The organism is Staphylococcus simulans, assembly GCF_003043455.1.
Taxonomy (GTDB): Bacteria; Bacillota; Bacilli; order Staphylococcales; family Staphylococcaceae; genus Staphylococcus; species Staphylococcus simulans_A.
In genome coordinates, this window is the sequence record NZ_PZGG01000020.1 from 17586 (window position 1) to 37579 (window position 19994).

A 19994-nucleotide genomic window follows, 5' to 3' on the forward strand; every position below is an offset into this window, starting at 1 on the left:
GGATGATTAAGTTATGGAAACAATCACAACTGATGAATTGAAAAAGAAAATGTTCAATAATGAACCAATTCATATCATTGATGTCCGAGAAAATGAAGAAACAGCAACAGGAATCATTCCAGGGGCAACAACCATTCCAATGAATGAAATTCCTGATAACCTCAATGAATTCAATGAGAATGATACGTATTACATTATTTGTGCTGCAGGTGTTCGCAGTGCGAATGTGGTTAATTACCTGAAAGAACAAAACCCTAATATTCATGCGGTTAACGTCGAAGGCGGTATGAAAGCATGGGGCGATGAAGGTTTAGAGATTAATAGTATCTAATTGAATGATAATAGCCGAAACTGGTCGTATATTTACGACACGGTTTCGGCTATTTTTCATATTGTTTATTAATTTGTGAGGAAAAACTTATTCAAACTGTCCAGCATTGATACCTGAGACGCGGCCAGTCACTAATGCGCTAGTGATATTGTAACCACCAGTATAACCATGGATGTCTAACACTTCTCCGCATAAAAATAAACCGGGTGTGATTTTTGACATCATCGTATGCGGCTCAATTTCTTTAATAGAAACACCGCCACCTGTCACAAATGCTTTTTCGATAGGCAAAGTGCCATTGACAGTAAACGTAAAACCTTTGAACAATTGTGCAAGGGTTAAAATTTGCTGGTTTGAAATATGATGGCCTGTAGTTTCTTCAGAAACATCTGCTTGTTCTAGAATGAAGTTGAGATAACGTTCTTCGATGATACCGCGTAAACTATTTTTAACAAGCTTATCTGGCGTTTCTTTAATTAAAGATTTAATGCGTGATTGCACCTCATTTTCCTTTTCGTCAGGGAAGACATCCAACTGCATTTGAATGTCTTGTTTCTTTTGAGATTTTTGTTCTTTAAAGACGAATTGGCTGCATCGTAAAGCGGCAGGTCCACTGATGCCAAAATGTGTAAAAATCATATCCATACGATGGGTGATACGTGGTTTGCCATTCTTTCTCAGTACAGACAACGCAACATCCTTTAAACTTAATCCTTTTAAGGTTTTACGAATAATAAAAGGTTCTTTAGAAGTGATTGGAACTTCGGTAGGGAAGAGTTCTGTTATCGTATGCCCAAGAGATTCTGCAAATGTATAGCCGTCACCAGTAGAACCTGTTTGCGGTACGCTTGTACCACCAGTCGCAATAACGACAGTTCTACTATGATAGACTTGGTCATTTTGGTCCGTCACTATAAAATGACCGTCTTTATCTTGTTTAATATGTTTGACCGCAGTTTCTTCTTTAATCTCAACTTTGTTATTGATAAGTTCCTGAACTAAAGTGTCTACAACATCTTGAGCGCGGTTAGAAACTGGGAACATTCTGCCGTGATCTTCTTCTTTTAGTTTCACTCCGCGAGATTCGAAGAACTCAATGATAGATTCATTATCAAAGACCGAAAAAGGGCTATATAAAAATTTTCCATTACCAGGAATGTGACGAATAATTTCATCATAAGGTAATCGGTTTGTGACGTTGCATCGTCCGCCGCCAGAAATTTTTAATTTTCTGCCGAGGCCTTTTTTCTTTTCTATTAATAATACTTTTTGTTTGTTTTGACTTGCGGCTGCTGCAGACATTAAACCACTGGGTCCGCCGCCGATAATAATCGATTGATACATATAATCGGTACGCGCTGAGATGAATATGCGCGTCTGCCTCCTTTAAATTTGATTTATCTATTGTGTTTAGGTTATTGTGAAAGCTTAGGTGAGTCATCTGTTTGTTTAATAGTGTCTGCCATATATTTATCTGACGCTATTGTGAAATTATTTATATAATCTTTCCTGTTAACACTATTTTAAGCTATAATACTAATGAAAAAAAGTAACTGCTGACAATTGTTGGTAGTAGGATAAGATTAAAATTATTTTCAGATAGGAAGATTGTAATGAATGAAAGTCAAGAATTAGTAAGAGGGACCTTTCTTCTAACGGTAAGTATTTTAATAACTAAAATACTCGGTGTGTTATTCATCATCCCGTTCTATGCGATTATCGGTGGAGAAGAAAACTTGGCCCCGTTCAACTATGCATATGCACCTTATAACATTGCGATTGCGGTAGCTACTGCTGGTGTGCCATTGGCTGCATCAAAATATGTAGCGAAATACAATGCGATTGGTGCTTATCATGTCAGTCAAAAATTATATCGATCAAGTTTCATCGTCATGTCAATCAGCGGTATTATCGGTTTTATTATTTTATACGCTTTATCACCATTGATTGCCAATGTAACACTTGCGCACAAATCAAACTTAGAAGGCGGCTGGACTGTTGAAGATATCACGTGGATCATTCGAATTATCAGTACAGTAGTCATCTTCATTCCGTTGCTTGCGACTTGGCGAGGTGTGTTCCAAGGATTCAAATCTATGGGGCCAACAGCTGTTTCTGAAGTAACTGAACAAGTTGCTCGTATTATTTTCATTTTAGGCGGCAGTTATGTCGTGTTAAATGTGATGGGCGGAACAGTATTAATGGCGAACGGTGTTGCAACATTTGCTGCAGCGATTGGTGCCATCGTCGGTATCTTTACGCTTTGGTATTACTGGAGAAAGCGTAAACCGCATATTGATAAAATGGTCGCATCTGATACAACAGGTTTAGATGTACCATATTCAAAAATGTATAAGGAAATTATTTCTTATAGTATTCCCTTTGTTATTGTGAGTTTGAACTTCCCGTTATTCAATATTGTAGACCAATTAACACATAATAATGCGTTAGGTATGGCAGGAGTACCGCAGCAATTGCACGATTACTTCTTTACAATCTTGAATATGACAACGAATAAAATCGTGATGATACCAACATCTTTAGCTGCTGGTTTCGCGATTAGTTTAATTCCGTATATTACAAAGACTTATGAGTCGGGTGAATTATCGGAAATGCATCGTCAAATCAGAACATCATTAGGTGTGTTGATGTTTATCACGGTTCCAGCAAGTTTAGGTATTATGGCTTTAGCAGCACCATTGTATACAGTGTTCTATAGCAGTAATTTTGATGGCAGTCGTTTATTATTCTTCTATGCGCCTGTCGCAATGTTGATTTCTTTATTAAGTATTACAGCATCAATGCTGCAAGGAATTGATAAACAGAAATTAACAGTGTTTGTAATTTTAGCTGCTGTCGTAGTTAAAATTGTGTTGAACTTCCCATTGATTGTCGCATTCCATACAGCAGGTGCGGTTTTAAGTACAGGCATCGCATTATTATTTGCGAACATATGTAACTTTTATATTTTGAAAAAGTATGCTAAGTTTACATTTACAGAAACTTGGATTCAGTTTGCGAAAATCTTTATTTACGGCTTTATTATGATGCTTTGTGTTGAAGCAGCATATTGGGTCACACAATTGGTTGTTTCACCGCAAACTAAGATCGGCAGTCTGATTATCTTAATTGTGGGGGTTATAGTCGGCATGGTCGTTTATGGCGGCATCACATTGAAAACAAGACTTGCAGACCAATTCCTAGGTGAATTGCCAAGCAAGTTACGCAGAAAGTTGAGAATCTCATAATGCGATTGGATAAATTTTTATCGAACATGGGTGTAGGCACACGCAGTGAGGTAAAACAATTGCTTAAACAGAACGCTGTTGAAGTGAACAATAAAAAAGAAAAACAAAGCAAACGTCAAATTGATCCGTATTCAGATGAAATTACAGTCAATGGAGAACAGATTACTTACATTGATAAAATTTATCTGATGCTCAATAAACCATCAGGTTATGTCTCTGCAGTAGAGGATGCAGAGCACCTGACGGTTATTGGATTAATTAAAGACTACCAGTATTTAGACCTATTTCCGGTAGGCCGTCTCGATAAAGATACTGAGGGCTTATTATTGATAACGAATGATGGTCAATTTAACCATGATGTCATGAGTCCGAATAAACATGTATCGAAAGTATATCGCGTTGAAGCGGCACAACCCGTTACGAGCGAAGACGTAAAAAAGTTCGAACAGGGTATTGAATTATCAGACGGACCCGTAAAACCGGCCAAACTTGAAATAACCGAAAATCCAAGGATTGTGTACGTTACGATTCAAGAAGGACGTTACCATCAAGTGAAAAGGATGTTTCACGCAATAGAAAATGAGGTAACTAAATTAAAGCGAGTACAAATCGGAAGTTTGAAACTGGATGAAAATCTGCCTAAAGGTGCATATCGTACTTTGACTGAAGCAGAATTAAATCTAGTGAAAAACTAAATTCTTAAAGGACAAGGTGATTATTATGGCAAAATCAAGTAACTTTTTTAAAGCAGTATTAGGTATTGGTGCAGCAACTGCAGCAGTATTATTATCAAGAAAAGACAGCAGAGACCGTCTTAAACAAGAATATGATAAATACAAAGAAAATCCAGAATCATATAAAGAAAATGCTAAAGAGTTAGCAAACCAAGTTGCATCTAAAGCAACTGAAACTTTCAACGAAGTGAAACAAGATCCTAAAGGTTATGCTGAAAAAGTAAAACAAGACCCTAAAGGTTTCTTACAAGAACAAAAAGCACGCTTCTCAAATTCAGAAGATGCAGCGTCACCAACTTTAGACGATGTTAAACAATCTGATGAAGCGCAAAACAATATCAGAATTGTAACTGAAGAAGACTTAAAACAAAATGACAATAAAGGTTCAAACGATACTAAATAATATCTTATGAACTTTCAGTACCTTAGTTAGCAGCTAAGGTATTTTTTTATGCTAAAAAATTCATTCTGAGATGACTGTGATGACAACATTTCAAGACTTAGTCAGAAAATAAGGGGGGGTTCCCACTGTTGTTTAAGAATCAGTTAGGGTAAAATATAGAGTGAACTAAAATTTGAGAAGGAAGTTGATCACGAATGTGGAAAGAAAAAGTGCAAGAATACCAAGATCAAATTATTGCTGATTTAAACGGCTTACTTTCAATCGAAAGTGTCAGAGATGATAGCAAAGCTACACCTGATGCACCGCTAGGTCCAGGTCCTAGAGCTGCGCTTGATTATATGTATCAAATTGCAGAACGTGACGGATTTAATGTCCACGATGTCGATCATGTTGCAGGAAGAATTGAAGCAGGTAAAGGTGAAGACTTATTCGGCATTCTATGCCACGTCGATGTTGTACCTGCAGGTGAAGGTTGGGATACACCACCATTTGAACCGACTGTAACTGAAGATGCTATTATTGCACGTGGTACTTTGGATGATAAAGGTCCAACAATTGCCGCATACTATGCAGTTAAAATCTTAAATGAAATGAACGTAGATTGGAAAAAACGAGTGCATATTATTATCGGTACAGATGAAGAGTCAGATTGGACTTGTGTCGATCGTTATTTCAAAACCGAAGAAATGCCTGAATTAGGTTTTGCACCGGATGCAGAATTCCCTGCAATTCATGGTGAAAAAGGTATTACAACATTCGATATTGAATTAGCAGGCGAAGCTAAAGATTCTACTGATACAAATGCAGATGTCACACTTTTATCATTTGAATCTGGTCAACGCTATAACATGGTTCCAGATGAAGCAGTTGCACATCTTAAAGTGAAATCAAGCAACTCAGAAGTGACAGAGCGTTATCAACAATATTTAGAAGCTCATGAACTTGTAGGAAATAGTGAGTTAGAGGATGACATGCTTGTTTTACGTTTAAAAGGTAAAGCAGTACATGGTATGGACCCATCTATCGGTTTAAATGCCGGCTTGTTCTTACTTCACTTCTTACGTGGATTAGAATTAGATAATCAAGCGGCTAAATTTGTTGATTTAAGTGAACGTTATTTATTCGAATCACACTTCGGTGAAAAAATGGGTATGAAATTCCATACTGATAAAATGGGAGACTTAACAACAAATATCGGTATTATTTCATATACATTGCCTGAAGGCGGCAGATTCGGTATCAACTTACGTTACCCAGAGGGATTTGAATTTGATGAAGCTATTGAAGGATTCAAGCATGAAGTCAATGATTTAGGATTTGAGCTTAAACTAGGAAAAGTTCAACGTCCGCATTATGTGGACAAAGAAGATCCATTTGTACAATCATTAGTTCAAGCTTACCGTAATCAAACTGGCGACATGACTGAGCCATATACAATTGGCGGAGGTACTTATGCACGTAATCTAGATAAAGGCGTAGCATTCGGAGCAATGTTCAGCGACTCAGAGGATTTAATGCATCAAAGAAATGAATATATTACGAAAAAACAACTTTTCAATGCTACTAGCATTTATTTAGAAGCGCTATACGCATTATGTGTGGAGGAATGAGTATGACAAACAAGGTATTTTTGAACGGCCAATTTGTAAATGAACAAGATGCAAATGTACCATACAATGACAGAGGATATAACTTTGGTGATGGTATCTACGAATACATTCGTATTTATGATAAAACGTTATTTACAGTCAAAGAGCACTTTGAAAGATTTTTACGTAGTGCGTCAGAGTTGAATATTGACTTAGACGAAACAGTAGAATCTTTAACAGAAAAGGTAGCAAAACTTGCTGAAGAGAATAACGTTGAAAATGGCGGGGTATATATCCAAGTAACGCGTGGTGCAGCACCACGTGACCATGCATTCCCAGGACCAGAAGTTAAACCTCAAATGATGGCATTTACAAGAAGTTATGGCAGACCTGTGGAAAAATTAGAAACAGGTATCAATGCAGTCACTGTAGAAGATATCCGTTGGTTGAGATGTGATATTAAAAGCTTGAATTTGTTAGGCAACGTGCTCGCTAAAGAGTATGCTGTAAAATATAACGCAGATGAAGCAATTCAACACCGCGGCGAAACTGTTACTGAAGGGGCTTCAAGTAACGTTTATGCAATTAAAGATGGTGTTATATATACACATCCGATTAATAATTATATTTTAAATGGGATTACAAGACGTGTGATTAAAGCCGTTGCTGAAGAGCAAAATATTCCATTTAAAGAAGAAACATTTACGGTAGACTTCTTGAAACAAGCAGATGAAATTATTGTTTCTAGTACATCTGTTGAAGTGATGCCTGTAGTTAAATTGGATGGAGAAGCGGTCGGAAACGGCGAAGTCGGTCCAATTACACGCCAATTGCAAAATGGCTTCGAACAAAAAATTGAGGAAAGTCATTAATTGCATGATTTTCTCCAACTTACCTTGAAAATGTGTTATAATTTTATTTTGTCGCTACTGAAAAATTAATTATTTTCAATAGCTTTCTAGAAAGTAAAATGTGTCTTTTTGTTTCTCATTTTTGGTTGAAAACCAAGGTTAAAAATTATAAAATTAACAATGAGTGCTAAGGACGTAAAAGTATTAAACTTTTGTTAAAGAAATATAAAATATGGCTCTTGAAATACACTTCTAGAGCCATTTTCTAATTGAAAGCGAGGTGAACGTGTTGGAGCAGTTCTATCAGTTAGGATGGACTTTAGATTCTGCTGGAGGCGCATCCGGAGAGGCTTATATGGCCGAACAAGATGGTCAAAAGCTGTTTTTGAAAAGAAACTCGAATCCATTTATAGCGGCATTATCAGCTGAAGGTATTGTCCCTAGATTAGTTTGGACTAAACGAATAGAAACAGGGGAAGTTGTCACAGCGCAACATTGGAAAAATGGCAGAGAATTGACTTTCGAAGAAATGACTCAGACAAGAGTGGCTAAGTTATTGAAAAAAATCCATAGCTCAAAAACATTATTAACAATGTTGAAAAGAATGGAAATGGAGCCGATTACGCCAGATATTCTTTATAATAAAATCAATACCTCGCTTTCCAGACAGGTACTGACTCATCATGTGGTCAGAAAAGCCTTGACGTATCTTGAAGAGCATAAACCTCATTTGGACCCTCGCTTTTATACAGTCGTTCATGGAGATGTAAATCATAATAATTGGTTGCTTTCTGATCGTGATGAACTTTATTTAGTCGACTGGGAAGGTGCGATGTTAGCAGATCCTGCCATCGATATTGGAATGCTGCTTTACAATTACGTTCCTCAAAATGAATGGTCAGAATGGCTTGAGAAATATGGTTGCAAAGAATCATTAGATTTAAGTAAACGTATGAAATGGTATACAGTCATTCAAGCGATTGGTCTTGTAGAGTGGTCTGAAGAACAGAAACGTTATAAAGATATGAATATATGGCTGAAATTTTTAAATGAAGTGATGAACAGCAACGTATTTATTTGAGGAGAATAAGCAAATGAGATTAAGAAATAAACCTTGGGCAGAGGATTATTTGCGCAAACATAATACAGTTGTAGATATGGATGGAACGCATGCTGGCGAAATGTCAGCATGGTTCGATAAATCACAACCGATTTATATTGAAGTAGGTTCTGGAATGGGACAATTTATAACAGAACTTGCAGTTCAACATCCCGAAGTGAACTTTGTCTCTTTAGAAAGAGATAAAAACGTGATGATTCGTGTCTTAGATAAAGTGTTGGAAAAAGATTTGCAGAATATCAAATTGATTTGTAATGATGCGATGGAATTAACTGATTACTTTAAACCAGGCGAAATTGATCGTGTTTATTTAAATTTTTCTGATCCATGGCCGAAAAAAAGACATGCGAAGCGAAGATTAACGTATCACACGTTCCTCGCATTATATAAAACGATTTTGAAAGAAGATGGGGAAATCCATTTCAAAACAGATAATCGAGGTTTATTCGCATATAGTTTAGAAAGTATGTCGCAATTTGGTATGTATTTTACAAAAATCAACTTAAATCTTCATGATGAAGATGATGAGGATAATATTGAAACTGAATATGAAAGAAAGTTTGCGGACAAAGGTTCACGTATTTACCGAATGGAAGCAAAGTTTCATCATTAATCACTGCATTCAATCGAATGCAGTTTTTTTGCGTTTCTAAAGTTTGAAAATAAGTCTATATCAACCTATACTTGAGTTATATATTTGAACGTTAGGGTGAGGCTTTTGAAACTAGGAAAATTTGAAATCCATGATTTGAATGGCGGTATGACAAACATGGATGGAGGTACGATGTTCGGTCCAGTGCCTAAACCATTATGGGAAAGAAAAATACCTGCGAACGAAAAGAATCAAGTACCGATGAGTGTTTCTCCAATTTTGGTTCAAACAGAAGAACACAATATCTTGATTGATACAGGTTTAGGTCAAGGGAAACTTACAGACAAACAAAAACGTAACTTCGGTGTAGAAAATGAAGGGTTAATTGAAGAAGGATTAGAAAAATTTGATTTAACACCTGAAGACATTGATGTTGTTTTGATGACGCACATGCATTATGATCATGCATCAGGACTTTCTGATGTAGAAGGGCATGCTAAATTTCCTAATGCAGTGCATTATATCCAACAAGATGAATGGCATGAATTTTTAGCACCTAATCTACGGAGTAAAGCAACGTATTGGCCTAACCTTAATTTAGGTGATTATCAAAATCGTTTAATTTTATTTGAAGATGAAATTGAAGTGGTGCCTGGTATTCATATGTATCATACCGGCGGACATAGTTATGGTCATAGTATTATCACGATTGAAAGTGCAGGAGAAAAAGCTGTCCATATGTCAGATATTTTTCCTTCACATGCGCATATGAATCCGTTATGGGTAACGTCTTATGACGATTATCCGATGCAGTCGATCAGGGAGAAGGAAAGATGGTTGCCATGGTTAATAATGCAGGATTATTGGTTCCTGTTTTATCATGATGCGACATATTTTGCGCTTCAATTTGATAAAGAAGATTATTCTATTAAAGCTGAAGTAAAAAGAAACCGATAATACAGAAAGTAATGCATAAAAAAACAATGTCTCCGTTTGATGGAAACATTGTTAAAATAAGTATGCATACCAATTATCATTAAACTTCTTTTATGTTAATGATTTTACCATTTGTCGCATCGGCGATAAATTCATAGTTGCTGATTTTGCCGTGGTTTTTAGTTGTAACACCGCCACGGTAAATTTCATAATGAATACCGTCTTGTTCGAATGGTTGAGGTTCTGAGACAATGTATGACCCTGTCACGTTCATAAAGTAGCTTTTTACTTCTTCAATTAACTTTTGTGGGTTATACTTTTTTGTGCCTAAAAATGTGAGGTAAGCTAGTAAACTACTCAATAAAACTGTGATTGGTAATACTATCAATAACAAAATTTTTCTTCGAGACATCTCAATTTATACCTCCACTTACGTTATAACAATATTCTACCATAACATAAGGAAGATAATGAATTATTAAGGAGCGATGAACAGTGGAAATTGCGAAAAATGAAACATTACAACATATTAAAGATTTAACAGAATTTCATGGTGCACCAGGTTTTGAACAAGATTTAAGAGCGTACATAAAAAAAGAAATGGAACCTTACGCTGATGAATTCATCTACAACCGTATGGGCGGCTTTTACGCTGTGAAAAAATCTAAAAAAGAAAACGCAAAAAAAGTGATGGTCGCTGCACATATGGATGAAGTAGGATTTATGGTAACTGATATTACTTCAAACGGCATGTTGCACTTTACGAATTTAGGTGGTGTGGCTGCAGATATTTGGCAAGGTCAACGTTTAAAAGTTAAAACGAGACAGCAAGAAATTATCACAGGTGTAGTGGCAAGTATACCTAAACATTTCAGAACAGGTAACGAAGGACAGCCTCAAATTAAAGACTTAATGTTAGATATCGGTAGTGATTCTGCAGATGAAGTCAGATCACGTGGTGTAGAAATAGGGGATTCTATTGTTCCTGATACTGCTTTAATTCAATTATCTGAATACCGATTTGCGGGTAAAGCATGGGATAATCGTTATGGTTGTTTATTGGCGATTGAAATTTTAAAATTATTTAAAGACAAAGAACTTGATGTTGATTTATATGTAGGTGCAAACGTGCAAGAAGAAGTCGGTTTACGAGGTGCACGTGCAGCTGCAGAACAAATCGATCCTGATATCGCGTTTGTGGTAGATTGTTCACCAGCTAATGATATGAAAGGTGCACAACAACTTTCTGGTAAACTTGGTGCGGGCACATTAATTCGCATTAAAGACGGTACAATGATTCTTAAACCGGCATTCAGAGATTATTTGTTAGAACAGGCACAACAACATGATATTAATACACAATATTATATTTCGCCAGGCGGTACTGATGGGGGAGAAATTCATAAAGCGAATATAGGCATCCCAACAGCAGTTATTGGTGTTTGTGCGCGTTATATTCATAGTTCAGACTCAGTGTTTGATATCAGAGATTATTATTCAGCGAGAGCCTTACTTGAAGCATCGATTTTAGGTTTAGATGATGAAACCATTGCACATTTACAATATTCATAAATAATAAGAAAGAAGTGGATAAATATGAAACAATTAGAATCAGTAGAAGCATTTGAACAACTTAAACAAGGTAAAACAGTATTTATGTTTACAGCAGATTGGTGTGTTGATTGCCGTTTTATCGCACCGAGACTTCCTGAATTAGAAGAAAAGCATCCTGATTACACATTCGTATCAGTAGATCGCGATAAATTTATTGATTTAGCAGCAGACCTAGGCATTATGGGTATTCCAAGCTTTTTAGTTTATGAGAATGGCGAACAAGTCGGAAGTTATGTCAGCAAAGATAGAAAAACGATTGAACAAATCAGCGAATTTATTTCGAATATTTAAATAAAAATACCCTTAGGAAATTCACATTTTTTCTGTTCCTAAGGGTATTTTTACGGTAAACTATAAAAAGGTATGTAATTAGGAGTGTTAATATGAATGTCTTTCAAATGAGAGATAAACTAAAAGAACGTTTAAATCATTTAGATGTTAACTTTACATTTAATAGAGAAGAAGATACCTTGCGCATTGCACGTAAAGATAATGGTAAAGGTGTAACGATTAGATTAACACCCATCGTCGCGAAATATAATAATCAACAAGAGAAAATTGTTGATGAAATTGTTTACTATGTAAACGAAACAATACGACAAATGAGCGATGATGCACTACAAGAAATGGAAAACATCAAAGTAATGCCAGTAATGCGTGCTGCAAGTTTCGATAAAGAAACTAAAGAAGGACATCCGTTTGTGATAGATGCACATACGGCAGAAACTAATATCTATTATGCATTAGATTTAGGTAAATCCTATCGCTTAATCGATGAATCTATGTTGAAACAATTGAATGTCACTGCGCAACAAATAAAAGAAATGGCATTATTCAATATCAGAAAATTAGATAACCCTTATAAAACAGATGAAGTTAAAGGGAATATATTCTATTTTATTAATACGAATGATGGGTATGATGCGAGCAGAATTTTAAATACTCCATTATTAAATCAATTTGAAGAAAACTGTGAAGGTGAAATGTTAGTAGCAGTTCCACATCAAGATGTCTTAGTGATAGCAGATATTCGAAATAAAACAGGTTATGACGTAATGGCCCATTTAACTATGGAATTCTTTACGAAAGGGCTTGTTCCGATTACATCGTTATCATTCGGATATGATAAAGGACATTTAGAGCCTATCTTTATCTTGGCTAAGAATAATAAAAATAAAAAAGATAAGAGCCCAAATGTCGTTCAAGAATTGAGCGCAGTAAAAAATCAAAAGAAAAACGATAAGAAATAAGGAGAATAGAAAATGAATTTATTTTACAACTTAAATGGTGTCGGAGATGTAGCATTCTTACAAGTAGAACCTGCTGAAGGAGAGTTCAACTATACAACTCACGGTGACGTAGTGAGAATTACGTTAGACGATAAAGCTGTAGGATATAACATCTTCAATGCTTCTAAGCATTTACCAATTGAAGGTAACGGACATATAAAACTTACACCAGAATTATTAAACAGCTTACAAAAGGTGTTGAATGAATCTGGTATTGAAGATCAATTAGATTCTGACTTATCACCAAAATTTGTAGTTGGCTATGTTAAAACGAAAGAAAAACATCCAAACGCTGACAAATTAAGCATTTTGCAAGTAGATGTGGGTAATGAAACATTACAAATCGTATGTGGTGCACCAAATGTTGAAGCAGACCAAAAAGTAGTAGTCGCAAAAGTAGGTGCTGTAATGCCTAGCGGTATGGTAATTAAAGATGCTGAATTACGAGGTGTACCATCAAGTGGTATGGTGTGCTCAATGAAAGAATTAAACTTACCGAATGCACCACAAGAAAAAGGTATTATGGTATTATCAGAAGATTACCAAACAGGACAACCATTTTTCGAAGAATAAAATGATTGGAAGGAAGTGACATTATGAACTGGTTCGATAAATTATTTAGTGATGAAGACGATGAAGAAGTTTATCAAAGAAAATATAGTCAGCGTAGACAAAAATTAGAAGAAAAAGAACGTCGTCGTCATGCATTACTACCAGAAAATAATGATATTTACGATCGTCCAAAAGGTAATTTCAGATTTCCACTTCATGTGAATGATTCTGAACAACAAACAGAATCAGAGTCAGAATCCAATCATTCTGAACCAACGTATGAGTCAGAAGAATTTGTTGAAACATCTTCGTATCAAAAACCAGACCGTCGACATAGAAGAAGACGTGCTTTCTATGATGACGACACACCATCATTTCGTTCTTCACGCAATACGCGTAAACAGTCAGAACCAAAAGAACGTGTTTCAGAACAACCTAATAAAAAAGAACAACACAATAGACGTGTGCAAAATTATTCGACACGTTATGATACGAAAGATATTTATTATAAAAGTGGTGAGTTCCGTGCTGAAGAAGTACCTTCAGCAATTTTCGGTACGAAAAAACGTCATCCTTTAGAAAATGGGGTCATTCAACGTTCAGATGCGGGGTCTGAAGAAGAACCGAAAAAACAACAAGAAAAAATACCGACAGATCCATTAAATGGTATGCGTAAGCAAGCTTCAAAAAGACAAGAAGCTGAACTTTATGAGTCAGAAGAAGTTAAAAGAGAAAATGACCAAGCGCCTTCTGAATCTTCACAACACCAAGTGAAACAAACACCTAATTATTCTAAAGCGGATAACACTATTAACATTAATAATATTTATGCTTCACAAATTGTTGAAGAAATTCGACGTGAACGCGAACGAAAAGTATTGCAACGAAAAAAATTCAAAGAAGCACTTCAACAAAAACGTGAGCAAGAAGATGTCAACTCAATTCAAAAAGCTATTGATGAGATGTATGCTGAACAAGCTAAACAATATGTTGAAGATCCAGTCTTCCAAGAAAATGGCTTTGAAAAAGAAAAAGAAGCGAGAGCTGCTGAACATCAGGAAGAAACTCAACACACTTCAGATGAAGTAGAAACAAATGCGTCTGAAGAAGCTGTAACACAATCACAAAATGATTTTGATTACGAAGAAGTTGATTTAAATCAAGTTCAAAATGTACAGCAAATAAATGAACAAGACGTTAAAGTAGTAGAAGATGCACCAGAAGAAGCACATCAACTTGAATCAGAATCACATCAATCTGAATCAGTTGAACTAACCGAAGCACCTGAACCTTTACCGGAAGTTTCAGAAGCGCAATATACTGAAATAGATGATGAAGATAAACCAGTTGAAAGCGAACAAGAGCAAGAAGAACAAGTGCATGTAACTGATGTTCATGAAAGCACTGAAGACGAACATGAATCTGAAGAATCAGTGCAAGAAACAAAAGATGAATCTGAAACAGTACAAGAATCATCTGAACCACAAGAAGAAAATCCTACGGAGGTTCATGAACCTGTATTAGCACCAGATAGTAATACATTTAAATCAGAGACAGCAAAAGCTGATGAGACTAGAGAAGAAGTCACAGAAGAAAAAGAAAAATCTAGTCTTGAACCTCAATTGAGACCAGAACAACCAAAAGCTGTTGAAGAAAAAAACGAAGCGTCAATTCCTGAAACAAAAGAGCAACACGAAGAATCAGTGGAACAAGAAGAAACTGCTGAAAAAGATGCTTCATCTGAAAAAATTGATAATGAACAAGAAGAAAATAAAGTCGAGTCTGAAGAAGCTAAGTCTGAACAACCAAAAGTGTCACGTCCAATACGAAAAGGGGCTAAACCTTTCAATGTGATGATGACACCATCAGACAAGCGACGTATGATGGATGCGCAAAAGCGTAAAGCTGCACAAACACCTAAAACACAAACAAGTGATTCTAAAGTTGTATCATCGCCAGAACAAAGCGATGCATCTCAAACAACAAATGTTTCAACACAAGATGAAAGTGAAGCTCAATCATCACAACACGAAGGTCAAACGACTAATCAAGCAAAGACTGAACAAGGACATATTACGACAAGTGTTCAAACAGCAAAAACAACACAATCCAATACACAAGAAACATCAAAGCAACCTGTAACTGAACAAAATGGACCTGTTCAAGCTCATCATGAAGGTATCCGTAAGGGACCTAACTTGAAATTACCAAGTTTAGATTTATTAGATGAACCAGAAGTGCATGAAGTAGATCAAGAGTGGATAGATGAGAAAAAAGAAGAGTTGAATGATGCATTTTATTACTTCAATGTACCAGCGGAAGTTAAGAACGTTACAGAAGGACCAAGTGTAACGCGTTTTGAATTATCTGTAGAAAAAGGGGTAAAAGTTTCTAGAATTACCGCATTGCATGATGATTTAAAAATGGCTTTAGCCGCAAAAGATATTCGAATTGAGGCACCGATTCCAGGTACAAGTTTAGTAGGTATTGAAGTGCCGAATGTATCACCAACTAAAGTGAATTTAAAATCTATTATTGAAAGTTCTCAATTTAAAAATGCAGAATCTAAATTAACAGTTGCGATGGGAAATCGTATTAATAACGAGCCATTATTGATGGATATTGCGAAAACGCCTCATGCACTCATTGCAGGGGCAACGGGTTCAGGTAAATCTGTTTGTATCAACAGCATTTTACTTTCATTGTTGTACAAAAATCATCCAGAAGAGTTAAAACTCTTGTTGATTGACCCGAAAATGGTAGAGTTAGCGCCATACAACGGCTTACCGCATCTAGTTTCACCAGTGATTACTGATGTCAAAGCAGCGACGCAAAGTTTGAAGTGGGCTGTAGATGAAATGGAAAGACGTTATAAATTGTTTGCGCAATATCACGTGCGAAATATTACAGCATTCAATAAAAAAGCATCTTACGAGCAACGTTTGCCTAAAATTGTCATTGTGATTGATGAACTTGCAGACTTAATGATGATGGCACCGCAAGAAGTAGAGCAATCGATTGCGAGAATTGCGCAAAAAGCACGTGCTTGCGGTATTCATATGCTCGTAGCAACACAACGTCCTTCTGTAAATGTGATTACAGGATTAATCAAAGCGAATATTCCAACTCGTATCGCATTTATGGTATCATCTAGTGTGGATTCAAGAACTATACTAGACAGTGGCGGTGCTGAACGCTTACTTGGATATGGGGATATGTTGTATCTAGGTAATGGTATGAATAAACCAATTCGTGTTCAAGGCAGCTTTGTGTCTGATGAAGAAATCGATGCAGTCGTTGACTTTATTAAGGCACAACGTGAACCGGAATATTTATTTGAGGAAAAAGAATTGTTGAAACAAACAAAAGCACAACCAAAAGATGAGTTGTTTGATGATGTATGTCGATTTATGGTTGCTGAAGGCAACATCTCAACATCGCTCATTCAACGTCATTTCCAAATTGGTTACAATAGAGCTGCACGAATTGTTGACCAACTTGAAGCGTTGGGTTATATTTCAGGTTCAAATGGTTCGAAACCAAGAGAAGTTTATTTGACTGCAGCTGAAATAAATGAGGAATAAGAAAGAAGGAGTTTAAGTATGACACACTATCATTTTGTCGGTATTAAAGGCTCTGGTATGAGTTCATTGGCTCAAATCATGCATGATTTAGGTCATGAAGTTCAGGGCTCCGACATCGACCAATATGTGTTTACAGAAGATGCATTAAGAAATAAAGGGGTTAAAATTTTGCCATTTAACCCAGACAATATTCAAAAAGGCATGGTTGTTATTCAAGGAAATGCCTTTTCAGATGAACATGAAGAAATTGTCCGCGCAAAAGAGTTAGGATTAGAGATTATTGACTATCCTACATTCTTAGGCCATGTAATTGAACAGTATACATCTGTAGCTGTGACAGGCGCACACGGCAAAACATCTACAACAGGCCTTTTATCACATGTCATGAATGGAGATAAAAGAACTTCTTTCTTAATTGGTGATGGTACAGGTTTAGGTATTCCTCAAAGTGAATATTTTGCATTTGAAGCGTGTGAATATAGACGTCACTTTTTAAGTTATCATCCTGATTATGCGATTATGACAAACATCGATTTTGATCATCCTGATTACTTTAAAGATATTGATGATGTTACAAGTGCATTCCAAGAAATGGCACATAATGTTAAAAAAGCAATTATCGCTTGGGGCAAAGATGACCATTTAAGAAAAATTAAAGCTGATGTTCCTGTTTATTACTATGGTTTAGAAAAAGACGAAGATATCTATGCGGATAACCTCCAAATTACAGAACATGGTACATCTTTTGATGTGTATATTGATGGTCAATTCTTTGATCATTTCTTATCACCGCAATACGGGGATCATAATATTTTAAATACACTTGCGGTTATCATGGTCTGTCATTTAGAAGGACTAGATGTTAAAAACATTAAGGAAGCATTAGAAACATTCGGCGGGGTGAAACGCAGATTCAATGAAACAAAGGTACATAATCAAGTAATTGTTGACGATTATGCCCACCATCCACGCGAAATTAATGCTACAATTGAGACAGCACGTAAAAAATACCCGCATAAAGAGGTTATCGCTGTCTTTCAACCGCATACGTACTCTAGAACAAAAGCGTTCTTGAATGAGTTTGCTGAAAGCTTGAATAAAGCAGATCGTGTCTTCTTATGTGATATTTTCGGTTCAATCCGTGAACATGAAGGCAGTTTGACAATTCAAGATTTAATTGACCGCATTCCAGGTGCGCAATTAATCAGTGAAAAAAATGTAAATATATTAAAGTCATATGAAGATGCTGTGATTTTATTTATGGGTGCAGGGGATATACAAAAAGTTGAACGCGCCTATTTAGACAATCACGGAGTAATTAATGAATTTTAATATGTTTATGTTAAAATATGTATGGGTATTAAGTAAAAATAAGACATAAGCAATTTAGGAGGCGTTTTTAATGGACTGGATTTTACCTATAGCAGGTCTAATTGCAGCTATAGCATTTTTAGTATTAGTAATCGGAATTGTAGTTGTTCTTTTATCTGTTAAGAAAAACTTAGACTACGTGGCTAAGACTCTTGATGGAATTGAAGGACAAATTCAAGGGATTACAAGAGAATCAACAGATTTACTTCATAAAGCAAACCGCTTAACTGAAGATATTCAAGATAAAGTGGACCGCTTAAATTCTGTAGTTGATGGAGTAAAAGGTATCGGTGACTCTATCCAAGATTTAGATGGATCAGTGGACCGAGTAACTAACTCAATTGCACATAATATTTCTCAAAACGAAGACAAAATTTCACAAGTCATCCAATGGTCAAACGTTGCGATGGAAATTGCTGACAAATGGCAATATAGAAAACAACGTAGAGAAAGTGCAAACTACAGAGGATAATGGTTTAATGCAGTTCTAATTGAACTGTATACCTCATCTGTAGGCTACATTATCAATTATAAGACGTACTAACTGCACTTAAATGAGGTTGAATCAACTTTGTTTAAGTGCTTTTACTTTATAGGAGGCAAATACATGAGAAAGAACGATGAAGCTAGATTAGAAATTTACGAAGTTGAGGCAATGTCTGATACTGTACGTAAAGATTTCGTTTATGGGTTTATCGCAGGTTTATTTATTGGTACAGCAGGCGGTTTCGTGATTAATCAAGTGAAAAAACGCAAACAGCTTGAACAACAAAATCAACCAGCTGAAGCTAAAAAACCTTCAGTAAAAGAAAAAGTATCAGCACAAACAGATGCGCTTAAAGCAAATGCGCAAAGTCAAATTCAAGATATCAAAGATAAAGCACAACAACTTAAATCTGATGTGAAACAAAAATTCAACAATGATGAACAAGAAACAGATCCAAAAGCATTACGCGCACAAAGAGCTGCGATTCGTAATGAAGCGGCAGCACACGATTTATCAAATGTTTCACCGCAAGCTCAAGAAGTTCAAAACGACAACAATCCTTTAAAATCTTCACAACCAGATACAGTGCCTTTCCATGAATTTACAGCAACAGGAAATGCATTAGCAGCAAAAGAAAAAGCTAAACTAATTGAAAATGATAATACAGTTGCAGCTAAAGTGGCTGAATTATTTAAAGCTGAACCGGTAAAATCAAGCGGATTTAAAACAGTTCCAGTATTAGTTACAGTCGCAGCAGCAACTGCAACAGCAGCAGGCACTAAAAAATCAGCTGATGCTAAAGCATCAAAACCAGCAGATGCTGAAAAACGCACAGCACAAACGCATGAGAAAGCTTCATTCAATAAAGGTGTGATTACTCATGATAAAGCAACTGCTAATCATTCAGAAGCACATAAAACACCAGAAGCATCTGGAAAAGTAGAATCTAAAACTGTTAATGATACAAAGACAACAAAAACAGAAACAACTAAAACAACAAATACACCAAAGAAAACAGCATCAACTACAAAAACAACAGCAAAAGCGACTTCTCCAAAAGATGCGACAAAAACAACAAAAACAACAACGCAAAAACCAGCAGCAAAAGGTAATAAAACAACAACTCAAAAAACAACAACAAAGACAACAAAATCAGCTGCTAACAAATCAACAAAGAAACCTAGCGTAACACCAGCAAACAAGAAAACAACAAATAATACTACAAAATCACAACCAAAAGGTGAAACAACAACAAAGAAAATTGATAAAAAAACATTCAATGACTAATTGTAC

At 35.9% G+C, this 19994-nt stretch carries 19 protein-coding genes; 17 read left to right on the forward strand and 2 right to left on the reverse strand.

Features of this window, described 5'->3' with window-relative positions; all coding sequences use genetic code 11:
* Positions 1-13 precede the first annotated feature (13 nt).
* Entirely contained in the window at positions 14-331 is a 318-nt protein-coding gene (locus BU038_RS05115; RefSeq protein ID WP_107605125.1) for a rhodanese-like domain-containing protein, read from the forward strand.
* Positions 332-418: 87 nt separating this feature from the next.
* Here BU038_RS05115 and BU038_RS05120 read toward each other — a convergent pair whose 3' ends face one another.
* The gene (locus BU038_RS05120) at positions 419-1675 is read right to left on the reverse strand and encodes an NAD(P)/FAD-dependent oxidoreductase (RefSeq protein WP_107605126.1); all 1257 of its coding nucleotides are present in this window, start codon (positions 1673-1675) and stop codon (positions 419-421) included.
* Positions 1676-1944: 269 nt separating this feature from the next.
* On the opposite strand from BU038_RS05120, the gene BU038_RS05125 reads away from it, so the two are divergent.
* The 8 genes from BU038_RS05125 (at position 1945) to BU038_RS05160 (ending at position 9825) form a co-directional block, all read left to right on the forward strand.
* On the forward strand, positions 1945-3579 hold the full coding sequence (locus tag BU038_RS05125) for a putative polysaccharide biosynthesis protein (protein ID WP_107605127.1): 1635 nt from the start codon (positions 1945-1947) through the stop codon (positions 3577-3579).
* Entirely contained in the window at positions 3579-4274 is a 696-nt protein-coding gene (locus BU038_RS05130; RefSeq protein ID WP_107605128.1) for a pseudouridine synthase, read from the forward strand. The genes BU038_RS05125 and BU038_RS05130 overlap by 1 nt, the downstream gene beginning before the upstream one ends.
* Positions 4275-4299: 25 nt before the next feature.
* On the forward strand, positions 4300-4716 hold the full coding sequence (locus tag BU038_RS05135) for a YtxH domain-containing protein (RefSeq protein ID WP_107605129.1): 417 nt from the start codon (positions 4300-4302) through the stop codon (positions 4714-4716).
* A 194-nt stretch (positions 4717-4910) separates the two neighbouring features.
* Positions 4911-6326 (forward strand): dipeptidase PepV, encoded by a 1416-nt coding sequence (gene pepV, locus BU038_RS05140; RefSeq protein ID WP_107605130.1) that lies wholly within the window; start codon positions 4911-4913, stop codon positions 6324-6326.
* A 2-nt stretch (positions 6327-6328) separates the two neighbouring features.
* Positions 6329-7177, forward strand: a complete 849-nt coding sequence (dat, locus tag BU038_RS05145) for a D-amino-acid transaminase (RefSeq protein WP_107605131.1) — start codon at positions 6329-6331, stop codon at positions 7175-7177.
* A 268-nt stretch (positions 7178-7445) separates the two neighbouring features.
* Complete coding sequence (locus BU038_RS05150) at positions 7446-8237, forward strand: phosphotransferase (RefSeq protein ID WP_199219688.1); 792 nt, start codon at positions 7446-7448, stop codon at positions 8235-8237.
* 13 nt (positions 8238-8250) lie between these two features.
* On the forward strand, positions 8251-8889 hold the full coding sequence (gene trmB / locus BU038_RS05155) for a tRNA (guanosine(46)-N7)-methyltransferase TrmB (RefSeq protein WP_060804819.1): 639 nt from the start codon (positions 8251-8253) through the stop codon (positions 8887-8889).
* Positions 8890-8994: 105 nt separating this feature from the next.
* Positions 8995-9825 (forward strand): YtnP family quorum-quenching lactonase, encoded by an 831-nt coding sequence (locus BU038_RS05160; RefSeq protein ID WP_107605133.1) that lies wholly within the window; start codon positions 8995-8997, stop codon positions 9823-9825.
* A gap of 79 nt (positions 9826-9904) precedes the next feature.
* Here BU038_RS05160 and BU038_RS05165 read toward each other — a convergent pair whose 3' ends face one another.
* Positions 9905-10216: a hypothetical protein gene (locus BU038_RS05165; RefSeq protein ID WP_002481220.1), complete on the reverse strand. Its 312-nt coding sequence runs from the start codon at positions 10214-10216 to the stop codon at positions 9905-9907.
* Positions 10217-10299: 83 nt separating this feature from the next.
* Here BU038_RS05165 and BU038_RS05170 point away from each other — a divergent pair, with 83 nt between their 5' ends.
* The 8 genes from BU038_RS05170 to BU038_RS05205 all read left to right on the forward strand — a co-directional run bounded on the left by BU038_RS05170 (position 10300) and on the right by BU038_RS05205 (position 19988).
* Complete coding sequence (locus BU038_RS05170) at positions 10300-11376, forward strand: M42 family metallopeptidase (protein ID WP_107605134.1); 1077 nt, start codon at positions 10300-10302, stop codon at positions 11374-11376.
* A gap of 24 nt (positions 11377-11400) precedes the next feature.
* A complete protein-coding gene (locus BU038_RS05175) occupies positions 11401-11709 on the forward strand; it encodes a thioredoxin family protein (protein ID WP_107605135.1) in 309 nt (102 codons plus the stop codon).
* Positions 11710-11801: 92 nt separating this feature from the next.
* On the forward strand, positions 11802-12668 hold the full coding sequence (locus BU038_RS05180; RefSeq protein ID WP_107605136.1) for a DUF1444 domain-containing protein: 867 nt from the start codon (positions 11802-11804) through the stop codon (positions 12666-12668).
* A gap of 12 nt (positions 12669-12680) precedes the next feature.
* Positions 12681-13280: a YtpR family tRNA-binding protein gene (gene ytpR / locus BU038_RS05185; protein ID WP_107605137.1), complete on the forward strand. Its 600-nt coding sequence runs from the start codon at positions 12681-12683 to the stop codon at positions 13278-13280.
* Positions 13281-13303: 23 nt separating this feature from the next.
* Complete coding sequence (locus tag BU038_RS05190; protein ID WP_107605138.1) at positions 13304-16843, forward strand: DNA translocase FtsK; 3540 nt, start codon at positions 13304-13306, stop codon at positions 16841-16843.
* Between the two features lie 18 nt (positions 16844-16861).
* Positions 16862-18175 carry a UDP-N-acetylmuramate--L-alanine ligase gene (gene murC / locus BU038_RS05195; protein WP_107605139.1) on the forward strand — a complete coding sequence of 438 codons (1314 nt, stop codon included), beginning with the start codon at positions 16862-16864 and terminating at the stop codon, positions 18173-18175.
* 70 nt (positions 18176-18245) lie between these two features.
* Positions 18246-18686 (forward strand): DUF948 domain-containing protein, encoded by a 441-nt coding sequence (locus tag BU038_RS05200; protein ID WP_002481213.1) that lies wholly within the window; start codon positions 18246-18248, stop codon positions 18684-18686.
* A 135-nt stretch (positions 18687-18821) separates the two neighbouring features.
* Positions 18822-19988, forward strand: coding sequence for a hypothetical protein (locus BU038_RS05205; RefSeq protein WP_107605140.1), 1167 nt, complete (start codon positions 18822-18824; stop codon positions 19986-19988).
* Positions 19989-19994 lie beyond the last annotated feature (6 nt).